The sequence below is a fragment of the Paraburkholderia dilworthii genome (assembly GCF_000472525.1).
In the GTDB taxonomy this organism is placed as follows: Bacteria; Pseudomonadota; Gammaproteobacteria; order Burkholderiales; family Burkholderiaceae; genus Paraburkholderia; species Paraburkholderia dilworthii.
The window spans coordinates 79,172-96,309 of record NZ_AWZT01000026.1; the positions used below are offsets into that span (position 1 = coordinate 79,172).

Genomic DNA, 17,138 nt, shown 5'->3' on the forward strand with positions numbered 1-17,138 from the left:
CGACGCACAGAGACAAGGCGCACCAACCGCGCGCGCTAAAGAAGACGCTCTTTGCGCGAACGCAGCGGAATCGGTGTGAACGAAGCTCGGCGGTGCCAGCTTCTGACGACACGCGGCCCTAAGGCTGCGAACCGCGTCCGTCTGCCCGGCCGCTTTCGGCGCTGGTCGCAACGTCCAACCGGCTCACGTCGCACGATGTCTGGCTGAAGCCCGAATAGACGACCGACCAGTCGCCGACGATCGCCGCTTGCGCTTCTGCAAGACTTAGCTTGCCTTCGCAGACGCAGCGCTTGAGCATGACCGCCGCGCGCGCCTTGCGGCGCTCGCCCTGGCGGCCGGCCCAAGGCAGAAGGCCGAGGTTGGACGGCGCATCGGGCGAGCCGCCGAGCACCACGGGCACGCGCCTGTCCAGCGCGAAATCCGCGCCGTCGTCGGCATCGATGCCGCGCTCGGCGAGCATCCGGTCCTTGTGCGCCATGAGTTCATCGAACGGCGGCGCGACCGCGCTCGCATAGCCGGCGCGACATATCGTCTCGCCGATCGATTGCTGGGTCACACGTTCGTCGAGCATGCCCGCCTGCTGCGCACGCACCTCGCCGACGCGCAACGCGAACAGCGCGGCGAGGCTCAGCACCAGTGCGAAACGCACATGACGTGTAGGCCACGGCGCGAACGCGAGCGGATGCCCTCGAAAGATACTGCCTGTGTGGTCGCTGGAATAGCCGCTGCGACGCCTGTCTGCAATGCCTGCCTTCATTCGTCGGCGCGCCCGCGGAGGCACGCAATAGTTCAATTCGCGAGGTAATTAAAACACATTCGATATGCATGCGTAAAAAAGACCCCTTCAATCGATGCACGAACCGGCGCCGCCACGAACTTTCCACGGCGACGCAAAGCCGCCGTGACTCAACCTGAAGCCTACTGCGCCACTCTCGCCTGCAACGCCCGGATACGCCCGAGCGCCTCTGTGTTAGCTACCGTCGAATCGTACATTTTCGCGAGGTCCGCTTTCAGTGCGGTGCGTGAGCCGCCGTCGAGATAAATCATGTGGCCCGATGGATAAAAGCGCGCCGACAGGTTCTGCCGGACCTGCTGACTGAGCAGCGGCATTTGCTGAAGGTCCAGCACCGTCTGATAGAACGGCGTGACGAAATCGTAAAAGCCGTTTGCCGACAGTACCTTGAGGTCCGGGTTCAGCGCCATCACGGCGGCCAGATCGCCGGCCGTGTAAAGGATCACGTTGCCCTTGTCGTCCACGCCCTTCTGCGCACCGGTCGGGTCGATGTGGCCGAAATCCCAGAAATGGAAGGCCTGATCGTTGAGGTCCGTGAACGACGAGTTCGATGTGTATTTCAGTTGCTCGTTCAGGTAGACGTTCCACATCGTCGTGTAGACGCCCGAAACTGCCGTCATGGTCGGGTCGTTGCCACCCGAATTCGGGTCGACTTTGCCCGCTATGCCGGTGCCGATCGCGGTGACCCGGCCGTCGTATGCGCCGAGCACGAGACCCTGCGGTTTGAGCAGCGTGGTCAGAAACAGCGAATTGCCGCGGCTGTCGTACGACGCGACATCGAGACTCCATGCAAGCAAGGTCGTCTTGTCGATGCCCGTATATTCGGCGAGTTTCTCGACCGTCGCCGAATCGGTGGTTGGGAACTTGCGGAGCGCCGCCAGGTAGTCGGTGCGGGCGAACTGCGCGACTTCTTCCGCGAACGCGCCAAGATCGGTTGGCCGCGGCGCAATGCCGAGCTTCTTGTGATACCACGCGTCCGCGGCGGCCGTGGGCAGCACGCCGACCGGGTTGCCAGCCTGCCTGTAGTCGAGAATCGACGATTGCAGCGTGATGCCGTTCAGATCGACGCCGCCTTCGTGCAGCCTGTAAGCGAGCACGCAACTGCGCGCCGTGCCGTACGACTCGCCGAACAGGTACTTCGGCGAATTCCAGCGGTTGTTCTTCGTCAGAAAGCGCTTGATGAACTGCGCGATCGAATCGGCGTCCTGGTCGACGCCCCAGAAATCGCGGTTCTTCTTCGGCGCGATAGCCGCCGAATAGCCGGTGCCGACCGGATTGATAAAAATCAGGTCGCTTCTGTCGAGCAGGCTGTCGGGGTTGTCTTCTATCGTGTAGGGCGCGGGTGGCGTGAAGTTCGGCATCGACGTCTTGATGCGGCGCGGTCCGAACGAGCCGAGCAGCACGAACACCGCGGACGAGCCCGGCCCGCCGTTATAGAAGAAGGTGAGCGGTCGGGTTTCCTCTTTCTGGTTGTCCTGCGTGAACGCGACGTAGAACATCCGCGCGGCGGGCTCCGAACTGCTCGGGTCCACGATTACCAGATGGCCCACCGTTGCCGTGTAATTGATCTTCTTGCCGTCGATCGTGACCGAGTGATGCGTGATCGCCGCATTCTCGTCAGTGGCCGTGACCGAGTCGTCGGGCCCGTTACCGTATGCGACCGGATCGAAGAATGGCTGATCGCCCGCCTTGCGGTTCCCACCGGCCGCGGCCGGCTTGGGCGATGCCTCGGAGTTCTGCGGCGACTGCGGACTAACGGACGTTGGCTCTGTGCTTGTCATGATGACTCCCTGGGTACGTTCACGTCTTGTGCCGGTGCTGCGGATTCCCGGTGACTATCCTGCTGACTATAGTGCGCCGGCCACTTTCTGACCATTAGGGCTGCCGAGTCCCGTGCAGGCGTCCCAGCCTGCCGACGCCGCGAAGCTGCCGTTGTTGCCCTGTGTGATGTCGTTGCATACGCCCGCCGCCTTATAGAGCTTTGGATTCACGAAGCCCGCCGGCTTGCCTTTCGCCGCGTTGATGCGGGCGATCAGCGCGGCCCACAGCGGCGCGACTGCGCTCGTGCCGCCGACCACCGTTTGCGTCCCCGCTACGAACACGGTGTAGCCGGTGAGCGGCGAGGCGTCGCCCGCCACATCGGGCACGCCGCGCTTTGCCAACGGCTTTTTGCCGCCTTTCGACAGCGCAACCGACAAGCCCTCCTGCCAGACGGGCAACGAAAAGGCGCCGCTCACTCCACCGCCGCCCGCGCCGCCTTGCGGACCGTCATTCCAGACCACCTCGTGTGCGATCGATGTTCCCGCCGCGCTCAGGCTCGTGCCGCCGCAGGCGAGCACATACGGACTCGCCGCCGGGAAGTCGACCTGATCTCCCGCGCCCGCGGCGTCGCTCGATCCGCTATCGCCCGACGCCGCGCAGACCGTCACGCCGAGCGCGGCCGCGGTTTGCAGCACGCTGTTGAACGCGTTCAGCGACTGGCTCGTCCAGATCGACTCGGGGCCGCCCCAACTGATCGAAATCACCGATGGCTTGTTGACCGTATCGTGCACCGCGCGGCTCACGGCGTCGATAAATCCCGCGTCGCTGTTCGGTGCGAAATACACCGCAATGGTTGCACCCGGCACAATTGCGCCGACGATCTCGATGTCGAGCGTCACTTCGCCGTCGGGACCGTTGGGGTCGCCGGTCGGCTCATTGCGAGCCTGATCGACGCTCACCGATTTCACGGTGGGCGATGGCACGCCGAGGCTCGCGAAGTACGATGTGAGATCCGCTGGATCGTATCCGCCGCCCAGCTCGATGATGCCCACACACTGGCCGGCGCCGTCGCCTTGAGGAAACTTGTACAGCGACGCCAGTTCGAGCGGCGTGAACGAAGCCTGATGCGTCTTCGCGGGCCGGAACGGCGGACGAATGCGAAAGTGCGGCCGGGCCTGCGGCCGGTTGTCGAGCCCGAGCACCGCTTCCACGACATCGTGCAGATCGTCGGGTACGTTGACTGCGCCGGTACGGCCGCGGAATTCCCCGGCTGTATGGTGCTGATACTTGTCGAGCTTGACTTCGAACGCGCTCTGGAATTGCGCGACGGTTCCGGAGAGCAGCACCGAGCGCGCGGCCGGGTCCTCACGCACCACGGTCAGGCTGTGCGCGGCGGCAAATGCCTTGACTTTGGCGATGTCGTCCGGGGCTGCGCCATAGTCTTTTGCCAACGCCTCACGCGAGAGCGGTTTCACGTCCGGGTCGCCCGCTTCTATGCGGCTCATCAGCGCGTCGAACTGCGCCTGCTGCTGACGGCGCAGCATCACGAAAACCTCGATCTTTTCCGAAGGATCGCAAGCTCCGATGAGCTTGGAACCTTGTTCTACCGTTCGCTCGCTTCCGGGCAGCGGGTGCTTGGTGGCCATGTGTCGACTCTCCTGTTGGCGTGACGGCGCCGGATGCAAGACGGACGTGCGCGGGGCGCCTCGTCCACTCACTGCCCGACGACAGGCGGCGGGTTGCTGCTTCGAGATGCTGCTTGCAGGACTTCGCAAACCTTCCGACCAATGCATTCGAACACAGTTCCGGCGCGCGCGGCAGTCGGCCGGATGGCTAACGCGGCGACGCCTCTCATGCGCGGTTCGCGTCGCTCCGCTATGATGCTGCAGCGGCTATCCTGCCGTTACATTGCCTCGCGCGCCGTCCGCGCAGACGATCGAAGAATCAGAGGAACCCCATGTCAATTTCGATGTATCAAGCATCACTACCCGTGCTGATTCGCGGCCTCACCAATCTGCAAGCCATTCTCGGCAAAGCTCAGGCGCATGCCGCGGAAAAGCAGATCGAACCGTCGGTGTTCACGAACGCCCGCCTCGCGCCGGACATGCTGCCGCTCGTGCGTCAGGTGTATATCGCAAGCGACACCGCAAAGGGCTGCGCCGCGCGTCTCGCCGGTGAGGAAGCGCCCAAATATGACGACGTCGAACAGACCTTTGACGAACTGCATGCGCGCCTTCAAAAGACGATCGATTATCTGAAGGAATTCAGCCCGCAGCAGATCGACGGATCGGAAGAGCGCGCAATTACCCTGAAAATGCGCAGCGGAGCGATCGACTTCACTGGCCAGTCGTATCTGCTGGGTTTCGTGCTGCCGAACTTCTTCTTTCACGTGACGACGGCGTACGGCATCCTGCGCCACAACGGCGTGGAACTCGGCAAGCTGGACTATCTCGGCGGCTTGAAGTAAGCGCGTCGAATAAACGGATTCAATAAGCGGCCCGGCTAGCCACCCATGCGGTGCCGTTGCGCCGCATTTTCGAGCCGCGCCGAAGTGCGTCGGCACCTTCGCGCATTCGCTTCACGCACGTCACACGCGCGGCTGGAATGCAATGATCGCCATGCCGGCGAGCGTCACCGCGACGCCCGCTGCGTCCCACAGCGTGGGCCGCACCTTGTCGACGCACCATAGCCAGGCTATCGCCACTGCCACATACACGCCGCCGTAGGCCGCATACACGCGGCCCGCGGCGCTGCCGTGCAGCGTGAGCAGCCAGGCGAAAAGCGCGAGGCTGAGCGCACCCGGCAAAAGCAGCCAGACCGAGCCGCCCTCTTTGAGCCACCGCCACGGCAGATAGCAGCCGAGAATCTCAGCGACGGCGGTAATCGCATAAAGCAGAAAGGTTTTCATCGACAGGAAAGCACAGGCCGGATGTTCGTGTAGCCGCCGGTCGTGCGCGGCGGTTGATCGGCGCTCTATGGGCGCGCTATCGGCTTTATTAACACAATCATCTGGCACACGAGCATGCGGCGTGCGAAAGTCGCCCCACTTCCTCTGCCGTCCACGATCTCTTTACCGGCCATGAGCACCGCATCGCCCTGCATCGACATCTGCAAGTTCGACAGTGAAACTGGCTTCTGCATCGGCTGCTTGCGCACGCGCGACGAATGCAAAAGCTGGAAGAAGATGAAAGACAAGCACCGCAGAAAAATCATCGACGACCGTTCGCGCCGGGAGCGCAAGTTGAACCGGTAGCGCCGCCGCGAAACTGCGTCAGTCGAGCGAAAGCCGCAACGCGAAGCCGATCAGCGCCGCCGAGAAAGTCCAGCGCTGCAAAGTTTGAGCAAGCGGATGCGCGCGCATCCATCGTGCGATCCGCGCGGCGCCGACTGCATAGGTGAGGTCGAAGCACATGCCGACCGCGAGCAGCACCGCACCTAGCTCAATCATCTGCAATGCGACCGGCCCGGCCTCGGGACGCAGGAATTGCGGCAACAACACCGAGCAGAACAGCAGCGCTTTCGGATTCAGCAGGTTGGTCAGCAAACCCTTGACGAACGCGGCCCTTAACGGGCGCGTGCCGGGTTCCAGCGCGCCCCCCGCCTGGTCGTGCGCCGCGCCTGCGTCGGGCAACGCGAACATCGGCGAACGGAAAATCTGGATGCCGACCCATGCGAGATAAACCGCGCCGCCATAGCGCACGACGTCGTACAGCCACGGCGCGTTGCGTAGCAGCGCAGCCGCGCCGCACGCAGAAAGCGTCACGTGCGTCGCGCGCGCCACACCCAGCCCGCCAGCCGCCGCAAAGCCGCTTTGCGCGCCGCGTCCAATGCTCGTTTGCAGGATGAGCGCCATGTCCGGTCCGGGCACGGCATAGACGACCAGTAGGGCCGCAATATAGACAGCGAGCAGGTGTGCGGAAATCATGAGAGCCTCTTCGATTCAAGGCTTTATCTTGCTATCGTCGACGGAGGGTTTGCTGGCGAATTTCTGGTGTCGCAGCCGCGCGTTTGGTGGAATACGCTAACATGGTGGCGTTTATACCTGCTTTCCACCAAAACAAAAAACACCTAGGAAGCCATGCCAACGGACCTCGATAAGACCGACCGCGCGATTCTCGCCGCGCTTCAAAAAGACGGCCGCATGTCAAACGCGAAGCTGGCCGAACTCGTCGGCCTGAGCGAAACGCCGTGCGCGCGCCGCCTCAAGCGCCTGGAAAACGACGGCTACATCGGTCAGTACCGCGCCGTGCTCGCGCGTTCGGCGCTCGGCTTCGGCGTGGTCGCGTTCGTTCTCGTGCGCTTTGCCGTGCACGACAAAAACCTGGCCAACCGCTTCGAGCGCGAGGTACAGGCGATCCCGCGCATCATCGCGTGTCACAACGTCTCGGGCAGCGCGGACTATATCCTGCAAGTGGTGGCGCGCGATCTCGACGACTACGGCAGCTTCATGCGCGACCAGATGCGCAGCCTGCCGGGCGTGACGTCGGTCGAATCGGCGTTATCGTTGCGCGAGGTAAAGGCCGACGGCGGCTTGCCGCTTTCGTGAGCCCGAACGTGGCATAGTCACGCCATTTCAAGCGGCGCGAGCCGCATCGACGAAGAGGGACTGCTGAATGGACAACACCGATCACATCGATCACGACAAAGCCCGGGCGGAAGAAAGCGCCGCGATGGAGCGCGTATTGACCGCGACGCAACGCGTGAAGACGGCCTTTGCATCGTTGCAATCGCAATTTCCGCCGGCCGGCAGCGGCAAGCCTTCGCAATTCGCGCTGCAAACTTTCGACGCCGCGTTGCAGGAACTGGAAGACGCCCAGGCCGCATTCGACGAACTGCTAGGCGATCTGCTCGACGGCAACCGCTAATGGCCGCGCTAATGCCCGCGCTAGCGGCCGATTAACGCCCGCTACGTGGCGATCGTTCACAACGAGCGGCCGCTGGCGGCGGACGGTTCAGACCGCACCGGTTTCGATCACCGGCTCGCAGAGAATCGGAAAATTCACCGAGTTCGCGATATAGCACTTCTCGTGCGCCACGTGATGCAGGCGCTGCGCCAGTTCGACGTCGCCGCCCGACTGGATGACGACACGCGGGCGCAACACGATGCGCGAGAAACGCCCTTGCTGCGGACTATCGAGCATGGTTCCTTCGGCGTGGTCGCGGTACTCCAGCACGGCAATGCCGGCGTCCGCGCAAAGATGCAGATACCAGAGTTTGTGACACGCCGAAGCCGATGCAAGGAGCAAGTCCTCGGGATTCCACCGCTTCGCGTCGCCGAGAAACGCGGCGTCCGATGAACCCGGAATGTCCGGCTTGCTTCCCGCGGCGATAACATGGTCGCGGCTATAGTCGCGATATCCGGAGGTGCCGCTGCCGAGATTGCCCGTCCACTGCACGGAGACTTCGTATTTGTGCTCGCCGTATGCCATGCGCGCTCCCTGTGATCGAATGAACCGGTTGGTGGAGCGTTTATTCTAAGCCGCCGACGCCAGCAGATCCGCCGCTTGCGGCTCGATCTATCGCCGCGCCGGTGGCCTGCCGCCCAGGCTCGGCACTCTCGGGTCGGGGTTCTGGTTCAGGCTCGTGCCGTTTGCCCGCATATTGTTAGGCGTTCTTGTGGAGCCCGCAGCCGTAGCGCCGGTTCGGCCACTGCCGGCAACACCGCCCGGCGTTGCGAGTCCCGGCGTGGGAGCGAGGATCGAGCCCGCTGTCCCCGCGCCCGCTGCCCCGCCGCCATTCATATTGCCGCCCGGCGACGTAGCGCTCAAGCCGGCATCGCCCGCGCGCGTGCTGCCCGACTGCGCGTATGCCATTCCCATCGAGCCGATCACGCATGCCCCGATCAACGCCTTCCTCACCACACCGCCAGTTGCCATTTTCATTGCCGTACTCCGTCGAATAACGCGCCGCTCACAATCAGTATGACGAGCCGCTGCCTGCTTCGTTCACGCCCGTATCAGGTTCCACTGCGTTCGCGCTTCGGCCGCGTACTACCGCGCAAAGTCGTACAAATGCTTACAAAGCAGCGCATGGCGAACGTCCACCGGACGCTTCGTGCAAACGTTATTGCAGGCACCTACCGGCGGAGCCCGCAATGAACACGAACCTCACTTCCAGCACTACACCGCGCAGCCGTATTCATCCGTTGGTCGCCGGGGCGGCGGTGGCCGTCATCCTCGCGAGCGCAACGGGGATAGCGGCCATGACAGGGTTGCTGCCCACTTCGCATGCGGTTACGGAACCGGCGCCTTCGCCGGCGATAGTTGCCGCGCAAACGGCGAGCGGACCACTTGGCGCGCCGCAAACTGCAGCAGTTCCGCAAACTGCGCAGCAGTCCATGCCGCAAGCCGCGCAGCCATCGGCAGCGCACACGGCGCCGGTTAAGCCGCCCGTTCATCGCACGCATAACACGAGCGGCACGCAGGCACCGCGCTACGCAAACAATGATGGCTACCAGAGCGTCAACGAACCCGCCGCCACGCGGCCGGTTCCCGCCGATCCCTATGCAGGCGAAGTCGTTGCGATCAACACCGTGCAGTCGCCGCAGCCGACAACCGGTCTCGGCGCACTCGGCGGTGCGGTCGCGGGCGGCCTTGTCGGCAATCAGATCGGCGGCGGACGCGGCAAGATTCTGACCACGATTGCCGGCGCTGTCGGCGGCGGCCTCGCGGGCAACGGCATCGAGCACGCGGTGCGCAAGCAGACGACCTACCAGGTCCAGGTGCGCATGCAGGACGGCAGCTACCGCAACTTCGACTATCAGACGCAGCCGTCTGTGCAGATCGGCGAGCGCGTGCACGTTTCGGGCGATACGCTGAGCGCTTCATGAAGCATTAGGCTCTTCTCGCGCGAGCCGGCGCCGCGAAACGGAGGGGTGCGGTCGCGGTGCGATCGGGATGCGCACGCTATGCCGTCGGGACGCGGACGCTATGCCGTCGGGATGCGGACGCTATGCCGTCGATGCGGACGCGATGCGATCGCGATGCAGACGCGACGAGACCACCGTCCGGAATAAAAACGCTCCCTGCGCGTTATGATCGATCGTTACGCCATAACGGCTGATCGCGCACAATGGAGCAAGCCTACCTCCACCTCTTGCATCTGCTGGCCGGCCATCCGGAATGGATGCTCACGGTCGTATTCCTCGCGGCCTTTCTCGAGTCGGTCGCTGTCATCGGCACCTTCATTCCCGGCAGCACCGCAATGTTTCTCGCGGGCGCACTGACCGGCACCGGTTCGCTGAGCCTTGGCTGGGTGCTCGGCTGGGCAATGGCCGGTGCAATTGCAGGCGACGGCCTCAGTTTCTGGGTCGGCGGCCGCTACAAGAGCCGGATTGTCAAACTCTGGCCGTTCTCCAGACACCCCGAAGTAGTCGAAGCGGGTTACCGCTTCTTCGAGAAGCATGGCGCGAAGAGCGTGGTGCTTGCGCGCTTCGTCGGACCGTTGCGCGCTATCGTGCCGGTCGTCGCCGGAATGCTCGGCATGTCGCCCCTGCGCTTCTACGCGATGAACGTGCTCTCCGCGCTGCTGTGGGCGCCGGCGCATATCCTGCCGGGCGTCGTGTTCGGCGCGTCGGTGCTGCTCGCCGGAGCGGTTTCGTTCCGGCTCGTGGTGATACTCGCGCTGCTCGCGGGCAGCGTCTGGCTCAGCTATCGCGCCGCGGCGTTACTGCTCTCGCACGCCAACGCGTGGTCGAGCGCGGCCGGCCGACATTTGGGCAGTTGGGCCTGCCGTCATCCTGGACCGCTTGGCCGCGTCGCGCGAAGAATGCTCGACCCGCAAGCGCCGGATGCCACGAGCGTCCTGATGGCCTCGCTGATCGTGCTGGTGTGCGGCGCACTGTTCTTCGGGGTTCTTCACCAGGTGATCGCGGGCGATCCGCTGACGCACGTCGATCAGTCCGTGTATCGCTTCATGCAATCGGTGCGCACGCCTTGGGGCGACACTGCACTCGCCGGTCTCGCGACGCTTGGCAGCAGCGCAACGCTTGCCGCGCTAATCGTGACCGTCACACTGTGGATGCTATGGGAGCGGCGCTGGCGCACCATCGGCTACTGGCTCGCGGCCGTCGTGTTTTCGCAGATGCTGATCTTCGCATTGCAATTCGCGATGCAGCGCGCCGCGCCCAACGGTCTGATGACGCAGACCTATGTGTTTCCCAGCAATCACGTCGCAGCCACCGTCATCGTGTATGGCTTTCTCGCGTTTCTGCTCGCGCGGCGGGTCGGCATGCTCCAAGGATTGCTCGTCGTGACCGCGAGCACGCTCGTCGTGATCGTGGTCGCCCTTGCAGGCGTGTACTTCGGCCGCTACTGGGTGTCGGATGCGATTGGCGGGGCCGCGCTCGCCTATGTATGGGTGGCCATTGTCGCGCTCACCGCGATGTTGCGGCATCCGCGGCCGCCGCCAGCGCGCCGCTGGATGCCGGCAATCGTCCTAGTGATCGTGCTTGCGAGCATGGGTGCACAGTCGGGTCTCGGCATGATGGCGCCGCCGCCCGGCACTTCAGCGCCGTTGCCGCTCGCGCGCGTGACGCAGCAACAGTGGACGCTTTCCGTATGGAAGCATCTGCCATGCTATCGCTCGGATATGGGCGGCGACCGCAAGGAGCCGCTCACGCTGCAATGGGCCTCGGACCGCGATTCGATTCGCCGGCAACTGCGCGGCGACGGATGGGTCGAGGGCACCGACCTGTCCGCGCATAGTCTGCTTTCGCTCGCCTCGCCGGATGTGCCCGCCACAGCGTTGCCCGTACTCCCGAAGCTGAACAACGGCGTGCCGTCGTCGCTCGTTTTCATGCGTCCCGGCGACACCCGCGATCAACGCGACGTGCTGCGCTTCTGGCCGAGCGGCTATGCGGTCGACAATGGCGCGGCTGCCGTGCCGCTGTGGGTGGGCGCGATCGCGCATGAACGGCTGTCGCGTTCGTCGTGGCCGCTCAACCTGCTGCGCGTCGACAAGCAGGTCTCGCCGTTCGACACGCGGATAAAGTTCATCGAGCGCCTCGACGCCGGTGTAGTTGCGACGGTGGACTGTCATGGCGTGCCGGTATCGCTGCTCGCCTCCGCGTTGCAGTGACTCGCGCGATGCGAGCGCCGTCGCGTTGACGGGAGGCTGCATCGCGTGGCGCTTCGACGTTTGGCTCGCGACGCAGCGATATGGCTGTCATATTGGGCTTGCGCAGCCACGCGCTCGGCAGGCCGCAGGCCGCGTCTCGCGTCTCGCGTCTCGCGTCTCGCGTCTCGCGTCTCGCGTCTCGCGTCTCGCATCTCGCATCTCACAGCCCGCATTGCGCCGTCCGCATCCGCGGCACACCCACTATTGCACGATATAACCCTTGCCTTGCATGCATGCGCCGTATGCGTGCCAATAGCTGTTCATCGCCGATTGCTGCGACGCTTGCGTGGCCTGCGCCTGGGCGGCGTGCTGCTGACGGCTGCGCACGCCGCCGGCCAGTGCCCCCGCGGTCGCTCCGACCGCCGCCCCATGTCCCGCGTCGTTACCGCTTACACCGCCGACGATCGCACCTGCAGCCGCGCCTCGCGCCGCACCTCTTACGCGCGCACCGTTCGGGCCCGATGGTGGCGCGGGCGTCTGCGCAACGACGGCCGGATCGACGCCGGTGCTCTGCTTCGCCCAGGCATAGCACACGCCGTCGTCCGACATCTGCTGCTGTTGGTTTTGTCCATGCGCGGGATAAGTTGCCGGTTTTTGCGCGAAAGCGAGTGCAGTCGCGCTTGCCAGAATCACTGCGGCAAATGATTTCATTTGAACCCCCATATTCAGGAACACTGATCGGTTTTCAAACCGATTCAATACAGCTATCGGCGGCGCAGAAATATAAAGCATCTCATTCGACAGCATGCCTGCAGCCGAGGGCAACGCGGTTGAACGCGAACAGCATGGCTTAACGCCGCGCACACCGATTTATGCGTCGCGGGCACGCACCGGCGACGCCTGATTCATGCATGGAAGATAGAAAACCTCATTGCTAAACGCAAGGAAACGATTAGACATGCCTGGATTTTCGCGAGCCGCTTATATTGGCGTCGAAGCGGAATGAAGAGGCATCCTCTTAGGTCATCCTTTCGGCAACTTCAACCTAAATTTATTTGGCTCAAGCATTGCAATTCCGTATCGAAGAGAGTTAATAATCTCGCCATCGAGACACGGCGATCGTTTCCACAATTCATGCATGACGTGCTGTCGCGCGTGTCTCATGCAGACACCCAGCCCTGTTCGCAGTCCGATACTCGCAGCGCCGTGACGGCGCATTCACGTCATCTGCGAGCGTACAGTTCCCTGCCCGCTCGCACTCCCGCCGTAACGAGATCATGCAACTTCGAAACACGGAGAATCCATCGTGAAACGCTCAAGCGCAAACCACAGGGCAACGCTGATCGCGCTCGTCCTGCTGGCCGGCTTGCCGGTCATGCTCGACCTGGCGGCTCCCGCGGCTCATGCGCAAACCGCGGCGAACGTATCGAACCAGCAACTCGATTCGCTGACTGCGCCCATCGCGCTCTATCCCGATGCGCTGCTCGCCCAAGTGCTGATGGCATCCACTTTTCCGCAGGACGTCGCAGCCGCGGCGGCATGGTCCAAGGCGAACCCGAACACGAAGGGCGACGATGCGGTCAAGGCGGTCGCCGCACAGCCGTGGGACCCGAGCGTGCAATCACTGGTGGCATTCCCGCAGGTGCTTGCGACGATGGCCTCGAAACCCGACTGGGTCGCGCAGCTCGGCAATGCATTTCTCGCCCAGCCGAACGACGTGATGGACTCCGTGCAACGCCTGCGCAAGCAGGCGCAACAGGCCGGCAATCTGAAGAGCTCTGACCAGCAGAAGATCATCGTCGAGCAAAGCACCATTCAGATCGTTCCGGCCAATCCGCAGGTCGTGTATGTGCCGACGTACAACCCGACGGTCGTCTACGGCGCGTGGCCTTATCCCGCCTACCCGCCCGTGTATGTGCCGCCCCCTCCAGGCTACGCGGTCGCGAGTGGACTCGCCGCAGGTCTCGCGTTCGGCGCAGGCATCGCGATTACGAGCGCGCTGTGGAGCGACGTCAACTGGAACAATCACAGCGTCAACATCAACGTCAACCGGTACAACAACGTCAACGTGAACCGCCGCCTCGACGTGAACAGCAACACGACCCGATGGAATCGCGATACGACGTTCGATCGCAATGCATCCGCGAACATGGGTGGCGTGCAGCGCGACGCTTACCGCGGACGCGACATGTCGGGCTCGCGCGCGCAGGCGCAGCAGACCTTGCAGAACCGCACCGGCCAGAATCTGGGCGGCAGCGCAAGCGAGCGCGTTCAAGGCATCCAGCACGGTGGCGCCAACGCCGGCAACATTCGGGCGAGCGCGCAGAACGTGAATCGCGACAACGCGCTGCGCGGCGCCGGCAATGGCGCGGCTGCGCAGCAGGACATCCACCGCGGGCAAGCGAGCCGGCAGGCACAAGCCGGCACTCGCAGCGGCCTCGGTGCGGGCGGCGGTGGACAGCAAGGCGGCGGCGGGTTGGGCTCGGGCGGCGGTGGACAACAACGCGGCGGCGGTTTAGGCGCAGGCGGCGGACAGCCCCGCAGCGGCGGCCTCGGTGCGGGCAGCGGCGGACAGCCCCGCAGCGGCGGTTTGGGCGCGGGCGGCGGCGGACAACGCCACCTCGGCCGGCAACGTTGAACGATACCCAGGAGCCGCTCATGAACCCCAATCAGTCGATCCGCGATGGCCTCGCGAACGTTGCTGCGTTGCGCGCTTGCCGTCGTCTTGCCGGCTCGGCGATCGCAATCTCGGCGCTGTCCTTGTGCACTGCACTGGCGCATGCCCAGGCTGTGTATCCAACACCGGAAGCCGCCGCCGATGCACTCGTCGACGCGATCGCCAGCAACGATCACGCGGCAATGCAGCACGTGCTCGGCAAGGACTACGGCCGCTTCATTCCATCGAAGGACATCGGCGAGGAGGACATCTACGAATTCCTCGGCGCATGGGCTGCGGGTCATCGGATCGTCGACGATGCCGCGCCGCTTCGCGGCCGCCCGAGCAAGCACCTGTCGGTAGGTACAAGCGGCTGGACCTTGCCGATTCCGCTCGTGCAGGCGGCCAACGGCTGGCGCTTCGATCCGCCGGCCGGCAGCGACGAAATCCTCACCCGCAGAATCGGCCGCAACGAAGGCGCGGCGATCATGACGTCCCTCGCCTACCTCGACGCACAACGCGACTATCGCGCGTCGACGGGACACTACGCGCAACGCCTCATCAGCACGCCGGGTCAGCATGACGGCTTGTATTGGCCCGCCGCTGCCGGCGAAGCCGAGAGTCCGCTCGGTCCTCTGGCAGCCGCCATGACGAAGACCGGCTCGGTCAGCAAGGAGGGCTATCATGGTTATCGCTTCCGCATCCTGAACGCGCAGGGGCCGCATGCGAAAAGCGGCGCGCTCGACTACGCGGAGAACGGCACGATGACGAAGGGCTACGGTCTCGTAGCGTGGCCAGCCGAGTATGGCAAGACCGGCGTGATGAGCTTCGTCGTCAATCAGGATGGCCAGGTTTATCAGAAGAATCTGGGCCCGGGCTCAGCGCGAAAAGCGGCGGCGCTGAAATCGTTCGATCCCGATCCTTCATGGGAGCCTGTTCAGCCCTGAACGCGCCGCCAGTTGAGCACGATGACGACGGCGGTGGCGCATCACCGTCATCGCCGGTTCCGAAGCCGACGTCCGCATGAGATGCCGACGGCAGCTTGCTCGCTCTTGCACTTCGCGAGCATCGAAGCAACTTTTCGCTGGCCGAGGCCGCCCCTGAATTTTCGTTCAGAGACGAGGGAATCTCCTTAACCCCGAGTTCAACCTGGCAGTGTGCAGCCCGTACCACTACCTGGACCAGATTCCGAAGGACGTTCCCATCTATTCAGTCTCTGGATGGTACGACGGCGGTGGTTATTCCAATGGCGCCATCACGCGATTCTTGACCCGTGCAAACTCCAATGACCGCCTGCTTCTCGGTTCATGGGACCACGGCGCGCGGACGTTTGTTTCGCCGTGGCGCGAGCAAGAGACCCCGGCATTCAATTTACTTGCGGAGTTACCACGGTTCTTCGACACTCATCTACTGGACCGAAGAACAGGTCAGGCGGAGGAAGCGCCCATTCACTACTACAACGTGCACGCGGAGCAGTGGCAATCTGCGACGACCTGGCCGCCCGTTTCGCAACGCACCCGCCTAAGCCTGTCCGCAGGAAACGGGCTTTCGGAAACGCCGAGTAAACCGCACGTCGACGTCTTCAAGGTCGACTTCGAGACAACAAGCGGCAAGCAGACACGCTGCGAGCGTCTCGGTGCTGCAAGCATCGTGGACTACTACCCAGATTGGCAGGAGCGTTCGGCCTCGATGCAGCATTACCATACTGCGCCTCTGAATGGTCCGGCATCCCTTGAAGGGCATGCTGTAGCGAATCTCCAATTGGCAATTGACCAGGGAGATGCGTCTATATTCGTTTACCTGTCGGAGGTCGAGGTTGAAGGAAACGTGTTCTGCATAACCGAAGGCATGCTTCGCGCAATTCACCGAAAGACGTCCATATGCGACCACTTGGCCGTTCCGCTCCTTTCATCGAGCCGATGCAGCGCGCGTCGAAGCTGGCGTTGCAACCGCGTTTGTAATCCCGCTGCTGCCCGTCGCCTGGACTCTGAAGAAACGTAGCAAGCTGCGCGTCTCGATTTGTGGTGCCGATGCCGGACATTTCGTGCCTATGCCTTATGGGCGCCCCCCGTCTTCACGGTCCATACAGGTACAGGTGGAAGCTTCATCGAGTTGCCATTTCACATGCCTGGTAAGTAAGAGACCAAATGCAATGAGGCAAGAAATCGAAATTGAGCGTCGGGCTCTAACATGACCGGAAACCTCCTTGGAAGCGAAGCGGATAGGTCTGGGCGCGCCTGGATTGACAGCAACGGAGCGACGCGCGATGGAAGACTGTTCAGCCGACGAGCCGACGATAGGCGCTGAGATGTCGGACGAGGCCTTGCTTGTCCGACGCACACTACGCGGTCGACTCCTTTCCCCTGCCGCTCCGTTCGAAGAGACGGGTCTTGGACATCTCTCCCATTTCCTGAACGAGCTTAGTCGGGCCAGGCTGCGTCACGATTCCGGAAGAGCCTGATGCATCGAGTGCGCCAACTACTCCTCTGCCTCGTCCTGTAAGCCGTTTACCGCGTTCGGGGCTATGGCGAGCATGCGCTCCATAGAGCCGACCGGAAGGTCCTCCGGCATCATCTTCCCTTGCGCCTTCCGAATGGCATCGACGGTCACGCAGAATGCGAAGGCCGCTAGATAATCGTTGTCCTCCACCTCTTCTCTCTGTCAATAGACACAACAGGCTAAATATCGACCGAATTTCATCTTTCTTGATGGCACTGGAACGTCTACTCGAAAAGATTCGGCAATCCCCCGCTCGTCGGGCAATAGCCGATTGATTTCGGTCAGGAGCTCGAGACGATTGACGCAGCTATGAAGACCGCTGAAATCGACGCCGCGCGCTTACGCAAGAAACAATCAAGCACATACACAGGT

General features: G+C 63.3%; 18 protein-coding genes. 9 read left to right on the forward strand and 9 right to left on the reverse strand.

The window, feature by feature from the left end; translation table 11 throughout:
* Positions 1-118: 118 nt before the first annotated feature.
* From F759_RS0121575 to F759_RS0121585, 3 genes are all read right to left on the reverse strand, one after another.
* Complete coding sequence (locus tag F759_RS0121575; RefSeq protein ID WP_027801703.1) at positions 119-757, reverse strand: hypothetical protein; 639 nt, start codon at positions 755-757, stop codon at positions 119-121.
* Between the two features lie 161 nt (positions 758-918).
* Complete coding sequence (locus F759_RS0121580) at positions 919-2,574, reverse strand: S10 family peptidase (RefSeq protein WP_027801704.1); 1,656 nt, start codon at positions 2,572-2,574, stop codon at positions 919-921.
* 66 nt (positions 2,575-2,640) lie between these two features.
* Positions 2,641-4,200, reverse strand: a complete 1,560-nt coding sequence (locus F759_RS0121585) for a S53 family peptidase (protein WP_027801705.1) — start codon at positions 4,198-4,200, stop codon at positions 2,641-2,643.
* Positions 4,201-4,511: 311 nt separating this feature from the next.
* Between F759_RS0121585 and F759_RS0121590 the strand changes: the two genes are divergently transcribed.
* The gene (locus F759_RS0121590; protein WP_027801706.1) at positions 4,512-5,021 is read left to right on the forward strand and encodes a DUF1993 domain-containing protein; all 510 of its coding nucleotides are present in this window, start codon (positions 4,512-4,514) and stop codon (positions 5,019-5,021) included.
* 120 nt (positions 5,022-5,141) lie between these two features.
* Here the strand turns inward: F759_RS0121590 and F759_RS0121595 are convergent, their stop codons facing one another.
* Positions 5,142-5,462, reverse strand: a complete 321-nt coding sequence (locus F759_RS0121595; protein WP_027801707.1) for a YnfA family protein — start codon at positions 5,460-5,462, stop codon at positions 5,142-5,144.
* Positions 5,463-5,633: 171 nt separating this feature from the next.
* Between F759_RS0121595 and F759_RS0121600 the strand changes: the two genes are divergently transcribed.
* Positions 5,634-5,807: a DUF1289 domain-containing protein gene (locus tag F759_RS0121600; RefSeq protein ID WP_027801708.1), complete on the forward strand. Its 174-nt coding sequence runs from the start codon at positions 5,634-5,636 to the stop codon at positions 5,805-5,807.
* Positions 5,808-5,825: 18 nt separating this feature from the next.
* Here F759_RS0121600 and F759_RS0121605 read toward each other — a convergent pair whose 3' ends face one another.
* Positions 5,826-6,479 (reverse strand): LysE family translocator, encoded by a 654-nt coding sequence (locus tag F759_RS0121605; protein ID WP_027801709.1) that lies wholly within the window; start codon positions 6,477-6,479, stop codon positions 5,826-5,828.
* 153 nt (positions 6,480-6,632) lie between these two features.
* On the opposite strand from F759_RS0121605, the gene F759_RS0121610 reads away from it, so the two are divergent.
* A complete protein-coding gene (locus F759_RS0121610; protein ID WP_027801710.1) occupies positions 6,633-7,100 on the forward strand; it encodes an Lrp/AsnC family transcriptional regulator in 468 nt (155 codons plus the stop codon).
* A 67-nt stretch (positions 7,101-7,167) separates the two neighbouring features.
* Positions 7,168-7,419: a hypothetical protein gene (locus F759_RS0121615; RefSeq protein WP_051377393.1), complete on the forward strand. Its 252-nt coding sequence runs from the start codon at positions 7,168-7,170 to the stop codon at positions 7,417-7,419.
* Between the two features lie 87 nt (positions 7,420-7,506).
* Here F759_RS0121615 and F759_RS0121620 read toward each other — a convergent pair whose 3' ends face one another.
* Positions 7,507-7,983: an OsmC family protein gene (locus F759_RS0121620; protein WP_027801712.1), complete on the reverse strand. Its 477-nt coding sequence runs from the start codon at positions 7,981-7,983 to the stop codon at positions 7,507-7,509.
* A gap of 87 nt (positions 7,984-8,070) precedes the next feature.
* Positions 8,071-8,436: a hypothetical protein gene (locus tag F759_RS0121630; RefSeq protein ID WP_027801713.1), complete on the reverse strand. Its 366-nt coding sequence runs from the start codon at positions 8,434-8,436 to the stop codon at positions 8,071-8,073.
* 212 nt (positions 8,437-8,648) lie between these two features.
* Between F759_RS0121630 and F759_RS0121635 the strand changes: the two genes are divergently transcribed.
* Positions 8,649-9,383: a glycine zipper 2TM domain-containing protein gene (locus F759_RS0121635; protein WP_027801714.1), complete on the forward strand. Its 735-nt coding sequence runs from the start codon at positions 8,649-8,651 to the stop codon at positions 9,381-9,383.
* 242 nt (positions 9,384-9,625) lie between these two features.
* Positions 9,626-11,632, forward strand: coding sequence for a bifunctional DedA family/phosphatase PAP2 family protein (locus F759_RS0121645; RefSeq protein WP_027801715.1), 2,007 nt, complete (start codon positions 9,626-9,628; stop codon positions 11,630-11,632).
* Between the two features lie 240 nt (positions 11,633-11,872).
* On the opposite strand, the gene F759_RS0121650 is transcribed toward F759_RS0121645, so the two are convergent.
* Positions 11,873-12,322: a YMGG-like glycine zipper-containing protein gene (locus F759_RS0121650; RefSeq protein ID WP_027801716.1), complete on the reverse strand. Its 450-nt coding sequence runs from the start codon at positions 12,320-12,322 to the stop codon at positions 11,873-11,875.
* 595 nt (positions 12,323-12,917) lie between these two features.
* On the opposite strand from F759_RS0121650, the gene F759_RS0121660 reads away from it, so the two are divergent.
* The 3 genes from F759_RS0121660 to F759_RS41100 all read left to right on the forward strand — a co-directional run bounded on the left by F759_RS0121660 (position 12,918) and on the right by F759_RS41100 (position 16,268).
* Positions 12,918-14,249, forward strand: a complete 1,332-nt coding sequence (locus tag F759_RS0121660; protein WP_027801717.1) for a DUF3300 domain-containing protein — start codon at positions 12,918-12,920, stop codon at positions 14,247-14,249.
* A 20-nt stretch (positions 14,250-14,269) separates the two neighbouring features.
* Positions 14,270-15,214, forward strand: coding sequence for a DUF2950 domain-containing protein (locus F759_RS0121665; protein ID WP_027801718.1), 945 nt, complete (start codon positions 14,270-14,272; stop codon positions 15,212-15,214).
* A gap of 208 nt (positions 15,215-15,422) precedes the next feature.
* Positions 15,423-16,268, forward strand: coding sequence for a CocE/NonD family hydrolase (locus F759_RS41100; RefSeq protein ID WP_161633326.1), 846 nt, complete (start codon positions 15,423-15,425; stop codon positions 16,266-16,268).
* A gap of 477 nt (positions 16,269-16,745) precedes the next feature.
* Here the strand turns inward: F759_RS41100 and F759_RS43380 are convergent, their stop codons facing one another.
* Entirely contained in the window at positions 16,746-16,916 is a 171-nt protein-coding gene (locus F759_RS43380) for a hypothetical protein (protein ID WP_167334034.1), read from the reverse strand.
* Between the last annotated feature and the right edge of the window lie 222 nt (positions 16,917-17,138).

Coding starts and splice junctions, on each gene's coding strand:
- F759_RS0121575 (WP_027801703.1), bottom strand. CDS start 757: ATGAAGGCAGGCATTGCAGACAGGCGTCGCAGCGGCTATTCCAGCGAC.
- F759_RS0121580 (WP_027801704.1), bottom strand. CDS start 2,574: ATGACAAGCACAGAGCCAACGTCCGTTAGTCCGCAGTCGCCGCAGAAC.
- F759_RS0121585 (WP_027801705.1), bottom strand. CDS start 4,200: ATGGCCACCAAGCACCCGCTGCCCGGAAGCGAGCGAACGGTAGAACAA.
- F759_RS0121590 (WP_027801706.1), top strand. CDS start 4,512: ATGTCAATTTCGATGTATCAAGCATCACTACCCGTGCTGATTCGCGGC.
- F759_RS0121595 (WP_027801707.1), bottom strand. CDS start 5,462: ATGAAAACCTTTCTGCTTTATGCGATTACCGCCGTCGCTGAGATTCTC.
- F759_RS0121600 (WP_027801708.1), top strand. CDS start 5,634: ATGAGCACCGCATCGCCCTGCATCGACATCTGCAAGTTCGACAGTGAA.
- F759_RS0121605 (WP_027801709.1), bottom strand. CDS start 6,479: ATGATTTCCGCACACCTGCTCGCTGTCTATATTGCGGCCCTACTGGTC.
- F759_RS0121610 (WP_027801710.1), top strand. CDS start 6,633: ATGCCAACGGACCTCGATAAGACCGACCGCGCGATTCTCGCCGCGCTT.
- F759_RS0121615 (WP_051377393.1), top strand. CDS start 7,168: ATGGACAACACCGATCACATCGATCACGACAAAGCCCGGGCGGAAGAA.
- F759_RS0121620 (WP_027801712.1), bottom strand. CDS start 7,983: ATGGCATACGGCGAGCACAAATACGAAGTCTCCGTGCAGTGGACGGGC.
- F759_RS0121630 (WP_027801713.1), bottom strand. CDS start 8,436: ATGAAAATGGCAACTGGCGGTGTGGTGAGGAAGGCGTTGATCGGGGCA.
- F759_RS0121635 (WP_027801714.1), top strand. CDS start 8,649: ATGAACACGAACCTCACTTCCAGCACTACACCGCGCAGCCGTATTCAT.
- F759_RS0121645 (WP_027801715.1), top strand. CDS start 9,626: ATGGAGCAAGCCTACCTCCACCTCTTGCATCTGCTGGCCGGCCATCCG.
- F759_RS0121650 (WP_027801716.1), bottom strand. CDS start 12,322: ATGAAATCATTTGCCGCAGTGATTCTGGCAAGCGCGACTGCACTCGCT.
- F759_RS0121665 (WP_027801718.1), top strand. CDS start 14,270: ATGAACCCCAATCAGTCGATCCGCGATGGCCTCGCGAACGTTGCTGCG.